Consider the following 15144-nt stretch of genomic DNA (forward strand, 5'->3'; position numbering starts at 1 on the left):
CCCCGAACGCCGACGACGGTCCGGTGTGTCTTCCCGAACGGCCTCGTGTCGCGCCGGATTGTGGGGCTTACAGCCAGGCGCGGGCCAGGAGATCGTCGGCGGGCAGCTCGGCGGCCTGCGGCGGGAACCGGGTCGCCGCGATCGATTCCACTCGCGCCCCGTCGTGGCCGATCAGCCACGAGCCGCCGCGTTCCTCGCACTCGGCGATCTTCGCGAACGTCGTGAGCAGGAACGTGATCGCATCGCGCGGGTCCATCGTGCGCGCGAGGCGCTGCGACTCCCCGGGCCGCGACAGATCCAGCCACACCCCGGACTGCCCGTCCAGGCGCATGCCGACGATCTTGGCGGTGTCGACGAAGGTGAATTTGCGCCGCTCCCACGGCGTCGTCGGCGTGAAACTCTGCTCGAGTGCCTGGAGCAGAATCGTCATCTTCACTGCCCTCCTCATGCGCCTCTGCTACGGCGCCGGCCCGATGCTCCTGCGGGTACGAGTGCACCGGACCGTGGTCTTGACGCGGCTGCGATTGGTTGTGTTGCTGCAAAAAACACGGCCGATTCCGTTCGTCGGCCGTGACCAGCGGATATTTCAGTATGTTCCAAAATGTGTCGGTTGGGTATCCCCGGCCGCCGCCGGTGTGAACCCGGCGCGTGCGTCGTGTCGGTGGCAGCTGATTGGATAGGCGGATGCTGCACGGGTTGTGGACGCCGGGATCCGGGCTGGTGCTGTGGCGCCATCCGGAGGCCGGTGCGAGCGACGCCGCGGCGCTGCCCGACCCGCTGGGGGCGATCGTCGCCCGCGCCCGCTTCCGGCATCGGGCTCAGGTGCTGGTGGCGGGGGCGCAGGGGCCGGTGACGACGGAGGTCGAGGCGCATGCGCTGGTGCCGCAGACCGCCGCGCGGGTGCTGTTGCAGGTATTGCCCGAGGCCGCCGTGGCGGCCGATCTGCGCTTCCTCGCGCACGTCGCGCGCGGGATCGATCGGTGGGTGCGGGCGGGGCGGCTGGTGCCGCAGGTGCGTCGCGACGACGGCGAGTGGTGGGTGCGATGGCGGCTGGTGGGCGGGCAGCGCCAGCGGGCGTGGCTGGCCGAGCTCACCGCCGCCGTACCGCCCGCGTTGCGTATCGCGGGGCGGCCCGCGGCGGTGCTCGAGGACATGCTCGCCGAGCTGACCGACCCGATCGCGCGCGGTCGTCTCGACCCGGACGGACAAGCTCATCCGCTGCTGGCGGCCCTGGTCGCGGGCACGCCCCTGGAGTCCGGATCGCATCGGGTGTCGGCGGCGCTGGAGGAGTGGCGGACCAGCCTCACCGCCGGGGAGCCGGAACTGGTGCTGCGGCTGCTGGAACCCGGGGAGGACCCGGAATCGGGCGCCGACGGATTCGACGCGCTCTGGCGGCTGGAGGTCTGCCTGCGCGCGGAAGGCGAAGCGCCGCAACCGGTTCCGATCCACGGCGATCCGGCGCAGGTGAAGCTGGCCGCCGAGAAGGTGAACGCGGCGGTGCAGGCCTACCCGATGTTGCGGGAGCTGCCGCGCGATCCGGGCGGCATCGACTTCCTGCTGCCCACGCCGGTGGTGCAGGATCTGGTCGCGCACGGGGTGCACGCGCTGCGTGCGGCGGGCGTGCGGGTGCTGCTGCCCCGGGCGTGGCGGGTGGTCGCGCCGAGTATGCGCCTGCGCGTGCAGAGTCCGGCCGCCACCGAGACCGCGGTCGGCCTGAGCGGCCTGGTGTCCTACCGCTGGGAGCTGGCGCTCGGCGATACGGTGCTGACCCCCGCCGAGATGGCGCGACTGGTGCAGGCCGAATCGGATCTGGTGCGGCTGCGCGGGCAGTGGGTGCAGGCCGACCACAAGACGCTGGCGGCCGCCGCGGCCTACCTCGAGGGCCGCACGGAGACCGCGGTCGGCTCGCTGACCGAGGTGCTGGGCCAGGTCGCCCTCTCCGAGGTGAAGCAGGTGCCGATCGAGGAGGTGAGCGTATCCGGTTGGGCGGCAGAACTTCTCGAGTCCACCCGGCAGCCGGTACCGGTCGAACCGCCGACGGGACTGAAGGCGGAGCTGCGCCCCTACCAGCTGCGCGGCCTGTCCTGGCTGGCGACCATGAACCGGCACAATTGTGGCGGCATCCTGGCCGACGATATGGGCCTGGGCAAGACCATTCAGATCCTGGCGCTGCTCCTGCACGAAAGAGAAACCGCGGCAAGAGATTCCGCACCGAAGCCGACGGTGCTGGTCTGCCCGATGTCGGTGGTCGGCAACTGGCAGCGCGAGGCCGAGCGCTTCGCACCCGAGCTGCGTGTGCTGGTGCACCACGGGGCCGGTCGCCGCTCCGGTGCGGAATTCGATGCGGCCGTGGCGGATTCGGATCTCGTGATCACCACCTACGCCCTGCTGGCGCGCGATGTCGAGGAGCTGAAGCGCCAGCCGTGGGAGCGGATCGTGCTCGACGAGGCGCAGCACATCAAGAACGCCAATACCCGGCAGGCCCGCGCGGCACGACACGTCGCGGCGCGACAGCGCCTGGCGCTCACCGGAACCCCGGTGGAGAACCGGCTCGAGGAGCTGCGCTCGATCCTGGATTTCGCGGCACCGAACCTGCTGGGCAAGGCCTCGGAGTTCCACTCCCGCTTCGCGGTGCCGATCGAGCGCGAGCACGACGAGAACGCGATCACCCGGCTGCGCGCCGTCACCGCGCCGTTCGTGCTGCGCCGGGTCAAGACCGATCCGGCGGTGATCTCGGATCTGCCCGAGAAGATCGAGATGACGGTCCGCTCCAACCTGACCGTGGAACAGGCGGCGCTGTATCAGGCCGTGGTCGACGATATGGTGGCGAACCTGAAGCAGTCCAAGGATATTCAGCGCAAGGGTGTCGTGCTCGGGGCGCTGACCCGGCTGAAGCAGGTGTGCAACCATCCCGCGCACTATCTGAGCGACGGCTCCGCGCTGCTGCGGCGCGGTCAGCACCGTTCCGGCAAGCTGGCGCTGGTCGAGGATGTGCTCGAATCGGTGCTGGCCGACGGCGAGAAGGCGTTGCTGTTCACCCAGTTCCGCGAGTTCGGGGAGCTGATCGAGCCGTATCTGACCGAGCGGTTCGGCACCGCCGTCCCATTCCTGCACGGCGGTGTCCCGAAGAAGCGGCGCGACGCCATGGTCACCGGGTTCCAGTCCGACGACGGGCCGCCGCTGATGCTGTTGTCGCTCAAGGCCGGTGGCACCGGCCTGAATCTCACCGCCGCCAATCACGTTGTGCACCTGGATCGCTGGTGGAATCCGGCGGTGGAGAACCAGGCCACCGACCGCGCCTTCCGGATCGGCCAGCGCCGCGACGTGCAGGTCCGCAAGCTGGTGTGCGTCGACACCATCGAGGAGCGCATCGACGACATGATCAGCGGCAAACAGGAATTGGCGAATCTGACCGTAGGCACCGGCGAGAACTGGATCACCGAGCTGAGCGACGACGAGATCCAGCGGATGTTCGCCCTCGGATCCGAGGCGGTGGGCGAATGAGCCCGGCCGACGATTACAGCAAGTACGGCAAGCGGATTCCGGTCCGCGGCGGCGTCGAGCCGCGCAGTCGCCGCGGATCGTTCGCGCGGACGTGGTGGGGCCGGTCGTTCATCGAGGCGGTGGAGCAGGTCGCCGATGCCGGTCGGCTGGCCCGCGGCCGCTCCTACGCACGGTCGGGCCAGGTCGTCACCTATGCGATCGAATCCGGTTCGGTGACGGCCGAGGTGCAGGGCAGTCAGCCGCGCCCGTTCACCTCGGTGCTGACGCTGCGCACGCTGCGCGACGAGCGGCTCGACGAGCTGATCGATCTGGTCCGCGACACCCCGGGCATGCTCGCCCAACTCGCCTCGGGCGCGCTGTCCCAGGACCTCGGCCCCTTGCTGCTGCCCACCACCGCCTCGGAACTCGACTTCGGCTGCACCTGCCCGGATTCCGGCTGGCCGTGCAAACATGTGGCCGCGGTCTGCTACATCGTCGCCGACCGCCTCGACTCGGAGCCGTCGATCATGCTCACCCTGCGCGGCCTCGACCTGGACGCGCTCATCAGCGGTGTGCAGAACGACAGCGGCACAACGGTTTCCGATGACCTCTACGGCGCGAATATCGCGCTGCCGACGCTGCCCGAACCCGAATTCCGGCCCGCCGTCGACGATCTGGACCCGCTGCCGCTGCGCCGGGCGCTGCGCATGACCTCCGAGGACGAGCCGTTGGCCGAGGCCGGTCTGCGCGAACTGCGGGCCCTCTACCGCGCGCTCGACGGATAGTCCGCCGAGGGCCTGCCACCGATCAGCACCGCCGCGAAACATACGGTGCCGAGGGCCGAGAAGGCGATCACGGGCTCGGGGAAGTAGAGGATGGCGATCCAGCAGGTGAACGCGGCCGTCGCGGTGCAGGCCCAGTTGAACGGCGACCAGCGCGCGATCAGGTGCGGGGCACCGCGCGCGGCGAGGAGCACGAGGATCGCGAACATCGCGCCCAGCATGCCCATCCCGACGCTGTAGCCGGTGTTGAGGTCGAACACCGTGACTTGCCGACCGTTCTCGAACATCGGCGTGGCGGTGTTCACCGACAGCTCGTTGACGAGTTGCTCGCCCGGGCCGTCCTCGCCGCCGAAAACGTGAATGACCAGCAGGTGTGCCAGGCCGATGACGCCGATCAGCGCGGCGCCGAGGGTATGAGCGAGGATCGGCCAGCGCGGCATGGTGATCGACGCGGAGGGGGTCGCGGTGGTCATCTCGGCCTCCGAAAGAGCGGGGAGCACCGATGCTCCAGGACATAACAAAAGTTATGTTATAGGCTGGAGGTTGTGGCGGGCAAGACCTCATGGCTGGAATCGGGCCTGGCGATCCTCGGGACGGCCGGGCCCACGGCCCTGACCATCGACCGGCTGGTGGCGGCCACCGGCCTGAGCACCGGGTCCTTCTATCACCACTTCCACGGCATGCAGGGCTACAAGGCGGCGCTGCTCGAATACTTCGAGTCGGAGCACACCACGCACTACATCCGGGCGGTGGCCGACGCCGAGGGGCTCGATGCCCGCGCCCGGCTGGAGCGCCTGGTGGAACTGGTGCTCGACAGCGACGAGCCCGCCAATATCGAACTCGCGATCAGCGCCTGGGCCCTGAACGAGCCGCTGGCCGCGGCGGCCAAGGAGCGGGTCGACAAGGCGCGCTTCGAATTTCTGCGGACGCTGCTGCGCGAGGACAACCGCGCCGACGCCGATGCGCGGGCGACCGCGCGCATCCTGTACCTGCTCGTGCTCGGTTCGGCGAGTATGCGTCCGACGGTGCCTCCGCGGGAGCTGCGGGAGCTGTGTCGGCGGGTGCTGGCATGACGCCGCGAGACGATCTCGGTGCCGAGGTGCCGGTGAAATACCCGGTCCGCCGGGTGGTTTCGCTGGTGCCGTCGCTGACCGAGGCGATCGCCGCGACGTGCCCCGAGACGCTGGTCGCGGCTACCGAATGGTGTACGCATCCACGGGATCTGGACGTGGAGCGGGTGCGGGGGACGAAGAATCCGAATGTGCGCCGCATCGCCGAGCTGGCGCCCGATCTGGTGGTGTGTAACCAGGAGGAGAACCGGCGTATCGATGTGGACCGGTTGCGCGGGGCGGGAATTGCGGTGTGGGTCACCAGGATCCGCATGGTCGACGAGGCATTCGAATCGATGGCACGGCTGTTCGGGATCGCACTCGGGACCGGTAGGCCGCAGTGGCTGAGCGTGGCCGAGGACGCCTGGGCCGCGCCCCCGCCGGGCCGCGTGCGCAATGCCGTGATCCCGGTGTGGCGCGACCCGTGGATGGTGGTGGGGCGCGACACCTTCACCGGCGATCTCGCGCGCAGACTCGGGCTGCGGCTGGTGCACTCGGACCGCGTCGGTCGCTATCCGAAGGTCTCCGAGCAGGAGCTGCGCCACGGTGTGGAGCTGGCGGTGCTACCGGACGAGCCGTACGAGTTCACCGAAACCGATGGGCCCGAGGCGTTTCCGGGCATTCCGGTGGCGCTGGTGTCCGGTCGCAGCCTCACCTGGTACGGACCGTCGCTGGTCACCGCGCGCGGCGAACTCGCCGATCAGCTGGCGCGGTCCTTCGCTGCCGGAACCGGCGCCCGTTCGAAGGAATAGTCCCCGAGATCGAAATGCCCGGCGCGCCAGGCGGCTTCGGCGGTGCTCATGGGCTTCAGCGGCACGTCACCGTGCTGATCGAAGTAGTAGCTGTTGGCCAGCGTGCAGCTGTCCTGCCAGAACACCTGCCCGCCACGGCGATTCAGCATCTCCCGGAAGAACCGCTCGTTGGCGGCGCGCGTCACCTCCACGCGCGCGGACTTCGTGCGGCGGGCGTGGCGCAGCAGCCGCAGGATGTGCCGGGTCTGCATCTCGATCAGCGTGAAGTACGACGCCCCGTTGTAGCCGTAGGGCCCGATGATGGAGAAGAAGTTCGGGAAGCCGGGCACGCTCACGCCCTCGTAGGCCTGCAGGCGGTTCTCGTCCCACCACTTCTCCAGGTCCAGTCCGTCGACGCCGCGCAGCCCGAACGTCGGCATATTGCCCGACTCCATCACCTTGAACCCGGTGGCCAGGATCAGCACGTCCGCCGGGTGTTCGGTGCCGGTGCGGGTGCGCACCCCGGTGGGAGTGATCTCGGCGATGGGGTCGGTCTCGAGCACGACGTTGTCGCGGTTGAACGTCGCGAGATAGTCGTTGGAGAACCCGGGACGCTTGCAGCCCAGCGCATACCGGGGCGTGAGCTTGTCGCGGACCACAGGATCGTGCACCTGCTTGCGCAGATGCGCCAGCCCGGTGCGTTCGCCGAACTTGGCCAGCGGCAGCGTCGTGTAATAGTGCGCCGACAGCGGGAACGTCAGCTCCACGAACGCCTGGCTGGCCAGGCGGGACAGCGCCTGTCCGCCGGGCAGGTGGCGCATCGCCCACCGCACCGGACCAGGCAGCGTCGTATCCGGTCGCGGCAGGCACCAGATGGGCGTGCGCTGGAACACCACCAGCTGTTCGACGTCCGGCGCGATCGTCGGAATCACCTGCACCGCCGAGGCTCCCGTGCCGATGATCGCCACCCGCTTGCCGCGTAGGTCCTGGGAGTGATCCCAGCGCGAGGTGTGCATGGTGAGACCGGCGAACGATTCGACACCGGGGATCTCGGGCAGTTTCGGGCGGGTGAGGACGCCCGTGGCCGCGATGACGTATCGCGCCGTGAGTTCGTCGCCGTCGGCGGTGCGCAGCCGCCACCTGCTGTGCCCGGCGTCGAACTCCGCATCGGAGATGGTGGTGCGGAATCGGATTCGCGGCCGCAGCCCGTACTTGTCGGCGCAGCGTTCGGCGTAGGCCTTCAGCTCCCCGCCCGGGGCGTAGATCCGCGACCAGTCCGCGCTCTGCTCGAACGAGTACTGGTAGCTGAACGACGGAATGTCCACCGCGATACCGGGATAGGTGTTCCAGTGCCAGGTGCCGCCGACGCCGTCGGCATCGTCGACGATCAGGAAATCGTCGAAGCCGTTCTCCCGCAGCTTGATCGCCGCGCCGATGCCGGAGAACCCGGCGCCGACGATGATCACCTCGTGCTGCGTATCGCTCATGGCTCCTCCTGCGCGAAGATGATGCAGTCGACCCGATGCTCGATGCCGTCCACGGTACGGATCCCCAGCGGCGCCAGGCGCGCGATCGGCCAGGTCACCAGCTTGCAGTTGGGTCGCTGCAGGGCCTGGTAATAGTGATTGTGCAGCCGAACCCGCGCGGGTGCGTCGGGTGTCAGCTGGCGGCGCACCCACGAATCGCGCACCTGCAGGCGCAGATTCGCCCGGGCGGCCCAGCGGGCGACGCGCGCGGGCAGCAGCCGCGTCACCTCCGCGAGCGGCGGCCGCGGCAGCACCCACACCGGATCTCGCTGGAATACGGTCACCTTCCGGGCCTCGGCGGCCACCGCCGGGAGCACCCGCGCCACCGCCGCGCCGTCGCCGAGCACGGCCACCCGGCGACCGTGCAGGCCGACGCGGTAATCCCAGCGCGCACAGTGGATTCGCTGCCCGGTGTACTCGTCGCCGCCCCGCTGATCGAATGCCCGTGCCGGACCGGTCATTTCGCCACCGGTTCGTAGGTGAGCTCCTTCGACCAGGACGGCGGCCGCCCCAGCACCCGCACGGGGAAGCGGTCGATTCCGGCATTGAGGGCATCGACGGCCAGCTGTATCGGCTGGATCCGGTTGATCGTCGCCATCGCGTGATAGCGGACCACGTGATAGAGCGGCACCCGCCGGATGTTCGGACTGCGCTCGCCCACGGTCTCATAGCGCCGCACGGCATTCCACAGCTTCTGCTCGTCCAGCCCGAGCGCCACGATATTGGCCGCCATCCGCGACAGCAGCGGCGCGTACAGCAGCGCACCCAGCACGAACGACGGGCGCGCGGCGAAGCCCGCGGTCTCGATCAGCAGCCGCCGCATCGGGCCCGCGCCGAGCTGTTCGAGCACCTGGAAGCCGACCGCCAGATGCCGGGACTCGTCGCTGTTGATATGCCGGAAAACCTCGTGGCACAGCGGATCTCGGACCTCGTCGAGCAGGAACTTGACCAGGGCGCCGTCCAGCGCGGTCTCCAGCGAGGGGATCACCGTGCCCAGCACCGGCAGGGACAGATCGTCGGAATAGCGCTCCAGCCACTCGATGACGAGGCGAATATTGGGGTTGGGCACCGGCATCCGGTCGCCGTCGAGCATGCCCCAGCGGCGCATCAGCGCCAGTTCCGCATTGGCGTGCTTCTGCTCCTCGGCGTGGAAGTAGCGGTAGATCTCCTTCAGCGCCCCGTCCGGCGCCTTGCGGGTCAGCGCCGCGAAGCCGCGCGCGCCGACGTGCTCGATCCACACCAGGTCCGCCATGAAAGCGGCCAGCCGCGGCCGCTGCTCCGCGGTGATCAGGTCGGCTCCCGGTGCGTCCCAGTCGATATCGGCCAGTGCCCACTGCCGGTCCTTGATCGTCTCCAGCATGTCCGGATATGCGAACGCCATTGTTCGACCTCCTCGAAATGAGCTAGCGCATCAGCCGTTCCAGCAGCCCGGCGGCGCGCGTGTAGGGGACCGGCAGCAACCGCTTGGACTGCCAGATGAGCTTGGCCTCGACCTGCGGGACCACATACAGCTGGCCGCGGTCGACCGCGTCGAGGGTGGTGCGGGCGATCGAGCCGGGGGAGCGGCCGGTCCAGCGCAGCATGGCGTCGCCCAGCTGCGCGACGGTCGGGTCCTCGAACGAAACGTCCTGCAGGATATTGGTTCTCACCGCGGTCGGGCACAGGGCGGTCACGGTGACGCCGCTGCCCGCCAGCTCCGCGGCGAGCGTCTCCGACAGCGCCAGCACCCCGGCCTTGCTCACGTTGTAGGCGGCCATGCGAGGCGCGGAGCCGAAGGCGGCGGCCGAGGCGGTGTTCACGATGGCGCCGTGGCCGGCCGCGCGCAGGCGCGGGGCGAAGGTGTGGCAGCCGTGGATGACGCCCCACAGGTTGACGTCGAGGACCTGATGCCATTCCGACAGCGGTACCTGCCCGACAAGCGCTCCGCCGCGGCCGATTCCGGCATTGTTGATCACGATATCGGCCGGTTTGCCGAACCACTGCTCGGCGGCGTCGGCGAGGGCGACGACCTGGTCGGCCCGGCCCACATCGCACACGACGTCGAACGCCTTTCCGCCTGCGCTGCCGATGATCTCGACGGTCTCGCGTGCGCGGTCGGCGTCGATGTCGGCGCAGACCACGCGCCCGCCGCGGCGGCTCAGCTCCACCGCGAAGGCGCGCCCGATGCCGCTGCCGGCGCCGGTGACCACCGCGTCCGCCTGCTGGGTGCGGCGAGTGCCGCCGAAGGGATTCAGCCTCATGAGAACTCCCGTAGCCGTCTCGGCAGGCCCGGCCCCGGAAGGCAATTGGTGTCGCATGCCACCATTGGCCGCGCCTGCCACCAATTAGGCGCCCGAAGGGGCAGAATGTCAACTATGCGCGCACCATCGGAATCGAATCGGGCTGCCGCGTCGGACCGGGCGGCGACCCGCACGTGGGGAGGGCGAACGCCCGAACAGCGCCGCGCCGAGCGCCGCGCCCGGCTGATCGAGGCGGCGCTCGAGATCTGGGTGGACCACGGCTGGGCCGCGGTCACCATGCGCGGCGTCTGCAGCCGAGCCTCGCTCAACGACCGCTACTTCTATGAGCATTTCGCCGATCGGGACGAGTTGCTGGGGGTGGCGTGGGACGAGGTCTGCCTGGAGGTGTTCGGCGAGCTGTCGGCCGTGGTGGCCGAAAACCTCGAGCGCGCACCGCTGGACATCCTGCGCGAGGCGATTTCGCGGGCCGTGGAGCTGCAGTCGGGCGGGCACGCGCGCATCCTGCTCGCCGAGCATGCCGGGAGCGCGGTGCTGGAGGAGCGCCGCTCCAAGATGCTGACCGACGCCACCGACCTGCTCATCGCCGCGGCCCGCCCCTACCTGCGGCCCGGCGTGGACGAAACCTCGTTCCGCATGAGCACCCTCATGGGCATCGGCGGCTTCGTCGAGTTGCTCGCGGCCTGGCGCGCGGGCGCCCTCGACGTGGACGCAGGCCGCATCATCGACCACACCAGCTCCCACGCCGCCCTCCTCTCCGCCCAGTACCTCCCCGCCGAGGTGATCGAGGGCTGAAGCGCCTACCCGCGGTCGGCCATCGCGCGCAGTGCCGCGGTGGTGAATTCGTCCAGGGGATAGAACAATTCGATGGCCAGTTCGGAGAGGGTGACGTCGGCGGGGGCGCCGAAGGTGGCCATGGTGCTGAACATGGACAGTTCGCCCATCGGGGTGCGGATGCGGAGGGGGACCTGGAACGGGCTCGACTGGGGGACTTCGGATTCCGTGTCGCCGGAGCGGGCCGGGTAGGCGCTCACCTCGTCGTAGAGATGTTGTAACCGCGGGTCGCCGTTCGCGTTGACCTGGCGAACCAGGCGCTCCAGGAACAGGTTTCGCACCTGCTGCGGGTTGGCGAGATGGGACAGCAATCCCTCGGGATGCAATACCAGGCGGTAGACGTTCGCCTCCGGATCCCGCAGGTGGTCCGGGATGCCGTTCATCAGCACGCCCATGGCGCGATTTCCGGTGACCAGGTTCCAGTATCGGTCCACGACCACCGCCGGATAGGGTTCGTGCGCGGCGAGCATGGTGTCCAGGGCCCGGCGCACCGACTCCAGCCGCGCGTCGCCGAGGCTGCTCTCGCGATACTCCGGCGCGTAACCGGCGGCGAGGAGCAGCGTATTGCGTTCGCGCAGTGGCACATCCAGCGTTTCGGACAGGCGCAGCACCATCTCGCGGCTGGGCCGGGAGCGTCCCGTCTCGACGTAGGACACGTGCCGGGCCGAGGTATCGGCGGCCAGCGCCAGATCCAGCTGGCTCAACCGGCGCCGCTGCCGCCACTGCCGCAGCAGGGCACCCACCTGGGCGGGCGCGGCGGTCGTGGTCATTCGCGCAGCATAACCGGGCCACCCGTGCCATGACCTCGGAGGTTATTGAGGATCACCACCGCGCCCGGCAACCTCGACACCGTGACCGAGGAGGTCGCCCGGCCCGAAGGAGAGAACCATGACCACAGCTACCGCATCCCTCGCCCGCATCGACCTGCGCACCGTGCTGCGCATCGACGGCTGGAGCACCGGCCTGTTCGGTGTCGTCATGCTCGCCGCGGCGCCGGTGCTGCGCGATCCGCTGGGCCTGCCCACCGCCTGGTCCGTCCCGTTCGGGGTGGCGATGCTCGGTGGCGCGGCGGCGTTGCTGCTGATCGCGGGGTACGCGGAGATCCCGCGGCGGCTCGCGGCGACGGTGGCGATCGCGAATGCGGCGTCGGCCGTGGCCATGGTGGTGCTCGCCTTCGTCGATGTGATCCCGCTGACCGGGTGGGGCGTCGCGTTCCTGCTCGTCGGTGCGGCGGTCGTCACTGCCTTCGCGGAGCTGGAGTTCTTCGGGCTGCGGCGGTCCTGAGTCAGGCCAGCAACTCGGCGTCGATCCCGTATACCCGCTGGGCATTGTCGCGGAAGACCTGCTGGAGTTCCGCGGCACCGCCGCCGCGGTCGCCGAGCACGTCGACGATCGCCCGCGCGGAGTTGGAGATGCTCGTAATCGGCTTGTCCACAGGGAAATTCGAGCCCCAGATCAACCGCTGTGCCCCGAACACGTCGAAGGCGTGCCGCAGCAGCGGGCCGGTGCGGTCGAGCAGCGTCGGCACCGGAGTCGGGTTGCCGCGCAACGGAACCGGATGCCCGAGGATCGGCATGGCCAGCCCGGTGAGTTTCGCGACGACATTGGGATGCGTTGCGAGCGTGGCGATATCGTCGCGCCACTGGATGAACAGTTCGCGGCGCCGGCCCGGCTGGGTGCCGGTGTGCTTGCCGACCGGGCCGAAGATCCCGGCGGGCGTGCCGAGATGATTCAGCACGATGGTGACCTCCGGATACCGCTGCGCCAGCGCGGTGACCTGCGGCAACTGCTGCGAATACACCCACGCCTCGAACGACAGCCCGCGCTCGGCGAGCACCGCGAAGCCGTCCAGGAACGCCTTGGTGGTCAGTGCGTCGGGGGTGGGGCAGAACGAGCGCACGCTCGGGTCCGGGTGGTGCGCCACCATGGTCCGAATGCCCCGGAACAGCGGCGACGCCGATTGGTGCGCGTCGACGAGTTCGGCGAACCCGGGTGCCGCGGGATCACCGCTGCCGACGATCGCCCCCAGCGCGGGCGTATCGACACCGAACGGCAGGCTCGCCACCCACCGCGTCTCGTCGGCCTTGGCCTTCGGCGCCCGGCCCGCCCATTCGACCTCCACGTGCACCAGCGCCTCGACCGGAACCTCGCCGAGGTCGGATCGGTAATCGGCGGGCAGGTACGGCCGCACGTAGATATCGGGGTCGGCGACGAATTCCCGATCGCGCTGCGGCGCCAGCCGTGCCGCCAGGTCGATCGGCACCGGGAGGTAACGGAACAGCTTGGCGAGCAGGCTGAAATCCCGCGGCGTCGTCAGCGGATCCCACTGATGGACGTGCGCATCCACGACGCTGATCCCCGCGAGGTCCATGACCGTCCCTTTCGCCTCGGCTAACCGTGCGACCAGGCGATTGTCACACGGGCCGCACCCGGATCGCGGGAGATCCGGATTTCACACGTTGCGGCGGTACTGGCCGCCGACGGTGAAGAAGGCATCGGTGATCTGCTGCAGCGTGCAGACGCGGGCGGCGTCCATCAGCACCTCGAAGACGTTGTCGTCGCCGCGGGCGGCCGCCTCCAGGCGTGCGAGGGCGGCGTGGGCCGCGTCGCGGTGGCGCTCCTGGAAGCCGCGGGTGCGCTCGAGCTGTGACCGCTTCTCCTGTTCGGTGCCGCGGGCCAGCTCCAGCACCCGGTGCTGCTCCTCGTGCGGATTGCGGAAGGTGTTGACGCCGATCAGCGGCAGGCTGCCGTCGTGTTTGCGCTGCTCGTACAGCATCGACTCGTCCTGGATGCGGCCGCGCTGATAGCCGGTCTCCATGGCGCCGAGCACGCCGCCGCGCTCGCTGATCCGCTCGAACTCGCTCAGCACCGCCTCCTCCACCAGGTCTGTGAGCTCGTCGATGATGAAGCTGCCCTGCAGCGGGTTCTCGTTCATCGCCAGCCCCCATTCCTTGTTGATGATCAACTGGATGGCGAGGGCGCGGCGCACCGAATCCTCGGTGGGCGTGGTGACCGCCTCGTCGTAGGCGTTGGTGTGCAGGCTGTTGCAGTTGTCGTACAGCGCGATCAGCGCCTGCAGCGTGGTGCGAATGTCGTTGAAGCTCATCTCCTGTGCGTGCAGCGACCGCCCGGAGGTCTGGATGTGGTACTTCAGTTTCTGCGACCGCTCGCTCGCCCCGTACTTGTCGCGCATGGTGATCGCCCAGATGCGGCGGGCCACCCGTCCGATCACCGAGTACTCCGGATCCATGCCGTTGGAGAAGAAGAACGACAGGTTGGGCGCGAATTCGTCGATGTGCATGCCGCGCGCCAGATATGCCTCCACGTAGGTGAAGCCGTTGGCGAGCGTGAACGCCAGCTGGCTGATCGGGTTCGCTCCGGCCTCGGCGATGTGATAGCCGGAGATCGAGACGGAGTAGAAGTTGCGAACGCCGTTGCGCACGAACCACTCCTGGATGTCCGACATCATCCGCAGGCTGAACTCGGTGGAGAAGATGCAGGTGTTCTGGCCCTGGTCCTCCTTGAGGATGTCGGCCTGCACGGTGCCGCGGACGGTGGACAGCGTCTTTCCGCGGATCTCGGCGGCCTCCGCGTCGTTCGGCTTGCGCCCTTCGGTCTCGCAGAATCGTTGCAGCGCTTGGTCGATCGCGGCATTGAGGAAGAATGCGAGGATCGTCGGTGCCGGGCCGTTGATCGTCATCGAGACCGAGGTGGTGGGCGCGGCGAGGTCGAAACCGTCGTAGAGCGCCTTCATATCGTCGAGCGTGGCGATGGAGACGCCCGAGGTGCCGACCTTGCCGTAGATGTCGGGGCGCTCGGCCGGATCGTGACCGTACAGGGTCACCGAATCGAACGCGGTGGACAGCCGTTTCGCGTCCGCGTGCTCCGAGAGCACCTTGAACCGGCGATTGGTGCGGAAGGGGTCCCCCTCCCCGGCGAACATCCTCGCGGGATCCTCGTTGTCCCGCTTGAACGCGAATACGCCTGCGGTGAAAGGGAATCGGCCGGGCAGATGCTCCGAGCGCAGGAACCGCAGCAGCTCGCCGTGATCGGTGAAGCGGGGGAGTGCGACGCGGGGGATCGAACTGCCCGACAGCGAGTTCCGGCGCAGGGTGGTGTGGATCTCGCGATCGCGCACCTTCACGACCTGCTCTTCACCGCGATACGACTCGGCCACTCCCGGCCACTCCTCAAGCAGCGCAGCGCTTTCGGTGGACAGCTCGGCCCGAGCCCGCTCCAGCAGCTCGCCGACAGCGGCCGTCACCTCCCCATGCGCCCCTCTGGCATTCCCGGTCTCCTCAGCGAGCGGTCCTCCCGCATTTCCGGCGTGCGCACCCTCCCTATTTCCGGGGGGGGGGGGGGGGGGGGGGGGGGGGGGACCGGAAACGCCCCCGAAGGGGGGGGGGGGGAGGGGGGGCGCGACCAGACCGCGCCCCCGCACG

The 15144-nt window shown here is 69.2% G+C and carries 15 protein-coding genes; 6 read left to right on the forward strand and 9 right to left on the reverse strand.

The window, feature by feature from the left end; genetic code table 11:
- Nucleotides 1–67: 67 nt before the first annotated feature.
- On the reverse strand, nucleotides 68–430 hold the full coding sequence (locus tag QH290_RS31480; protein ID WP_280265850.1) for a hypothetical protein: 363 nt from the start codon (nucleotides 428–430) through the stop codon (nucleotides 68–70).
- A gap of 254 nt (nucleotides 431–684) precedes the next feature.
- Between QH290_RS31480 and QH290_RS31485 the strand changes: the two genes are divergently transcribed.
- A complete protein-coding gene (locus QH290_RS31485) occupies nucleotides 685–3504 on the forward strand; it encodes an SNF2-related protein (protein ID WP_280386849.1) in 2820 nt (939 codons plus the stop codon).
- A complete protein-coding gene (locus QH290_RS31490; RefSeq protein ID WP_280265852.1) occupies nucleotides 3501–4268 on the forward strand; it encodes an SWIM zinc finger family protein in 768 nt (255 codons plus the stop codon). Before QH290_RS31485 ends, QH290_RS31490 begins: the two co-directional genes overlap by 4 nt.
- Here QH290_RS31490 and QH290_RS31495 read toward each other — a convergent pair.
- Nucleotides 4247–4738 carry an LIC_13387 family protein gene (locus QH290_RS31495; RefSeq protein WP_280386851.1) on the reverse strand — a complete coding sequence of 164 codons (492 nt, stop codon included), beginning with the start codon at nucleotides 4736–4738 and terminating at the stop codon, nucleotides 4247–4249. The genes QH290_RS31490 and QH290_RS31495 overlap by 22 nt on opposite strands.
- 72 nt (nucleotides 4739–4810) lie before the next feature.
- On the opposite strand from QH290_RS31495, the gene QH290_RS31500 reads away from it, so the two are divergent.
- Nucleotides 4811–5338 carry a TetR/AcrR family transcriptional regulator gene (locus tag QH290_RS31500; protein ID WP_280386852.1) on the forward strand — a complete coding sequence of 176 codons (528 nt, stop codon included), beginning with the start codon at nucleotides 4811–4813 and terminating at the stop codon, nucleotides 5336–5338.
- Complete coding sequence (locus QH290_RS31505; RefSeq protein ID WP_280386853.1) at nucleotides 5335–6126, forward strand: helical backbone metal receptor; 792 nt, start codon at nucleotides 5335–5337, stop codon at nucleotides 6124–6126. The genes QH290_RS31500 and QH290_RS31505 overlap by 4 nt, the downstream gene beginning before the upstream one ends.
- On the opposite strand, the gene QH290_RS31510 is transcribed toward QH290_RS31505, so the two are convergent.
- From QH290_RS31510 to QH290_RS31525, 4 genes are read right to left on the reverse strand one after another with little or no spacing between them, the layout of a single operon-like run.
- A complete protein-coding gene (locus tag QH290_RS31510; protein ID WP_280386854.1) occupies nucleotides 6075–7592 on the reverse strand; it encodes a flavin-containing monooxygenase in 1518 nt (505 codons plus the stop codon). The two genes, QH290_RS31505 and QH290_RS31510, sit on opposite strands and share 52 nt — an antisense overlap.
- The gene (locus QH290_RS31515; protein WP_280265857.1) at nucleotides 7589–8092 is read right to left on the reverse strand and encodes an NAD(P)/FAD-dependent oxidoreductase; all 504 of its coding nucleotides are present in this window, start codon (nucleotides 8090–8092) and stop codon (nucleotides 7589–7591) included. The genes QH290_RS31510 and QH290_RS31515 overlap by 4 nt, the downstream gene beginning before the upstream one ends.
- On the reverse strand, nucleotides 8089–9012 hold the full coding sequence (locus tag QH290_RS31520) for a ferritin-like domain-containing protein (RefSeq protein ID WP_280386855.1): 924 nt from the start codon (nucleotides 9010–9012) through the stop codon (nucleotides 8089–8091). The genes QH290_RS31515 and QH290_RS31520 overlap by 4 nt, the downstream gene beginning before the upstream one ends.
- Nucleotides 9013–9034: 22 nt before the next feature.
- A complete protein-coding gene (locus QH290_RS31525; protein ID WP_280386856.1) occupies nucleotides 9035–9871 on the reverse strand; it encodes an SDR family NAD(P)-dependent oxidoreductase in 837 nt (278 codons plus the stop codon).
- Nucleotides 9872–9985: 114 nt separating this feature from the next.
- Between QH290_RS31525 and QH290_RS31530 the strand changes: the two genes are divergently transcribed.
- Nucleotides 9986–10663 (forward strand): TetR/AcrR family transcriptional regulator, encoded by a 678-nt coding sequence (locus tag QH290_RS31530; RefSeq protein WP_280265860.1) that lies wholly within the window; start codon nucleotides 9986–9988, stop codon nucleotides 10661–10663.
- A 5-nt stretch (nucleotides 10664–10668) separates the two neighbouring features.
- Here the strand turns inward: QH290_RS31530 and QH290_RS31535 are convergent, their stop codons facing one another.
- The gene (locus QH290_RS31535) at nucleotides 10669–11472 is read right to left on the reverse strand and encodes an MmyB family transcriptional regulator (protein WP_280386857.1); all 804 of its coding nucleotides are present in this window, start codon (nucleotides 11470–11472) and stop codon (nucleotides 10669–10671) included.
- 118 nt (nucleotides 11473–11590) lie between these two features.
- Here QH290_RS31535 and QH290_RS31540 point away from each other — a divergent pair, with 118 nt between their 5' ends.
- The gene (locus QH290_RS31540) at nucleotides 11591–11986 is read left to right on the forward strand and encodes a hypothetical protein (RefSeq protein WP_280265862.1); all 396 of its coding nucleotides are present in this window, start codon (nucleotides 11591–11593) and stop codon (nucleotides 11984–11986) included.
- Nucleotide 11987: 1 nt separating this feature from the next.
- Here QH290_RS31540 and QH290_RS31545 read toward each other — a convergent pair whose 3' ends face one another.
- Entirely contained in the window at nucleotides 11988–13073 is a 1086-nt protein-coding gene (locus QH290_RS31545) for an amidohydrolase family protein (RefSeq protein ID WP_280265863.1), read from the reverse strand.
- Nucleotides 13074–13154: 81 nt separating this feature from the next.
- Nucleotides 13155–14966: a methylmalonyl-CoA mutase family protein gene (locus QH290_RS31550; protein ID WP_280386859.1), complete on the reverse strand. Its 1812-nt coding sequence runs from the start codon at nucleotides 14964–14966 to the stop codon at nucleotides 13155–13157.
- Nucleotides 14967–15144: the final 178 nt, after the last annotated feature.

The organism is Nocardia wallacei (genome assembly GCF_029869545.1).
Taxonomy (GTDB): Bacteria; Actinomycetota; Actinomycetes; order Mycobacteriales; family Mycobacteriaceae; genus Nocardia; species Nocardia wallacei_A.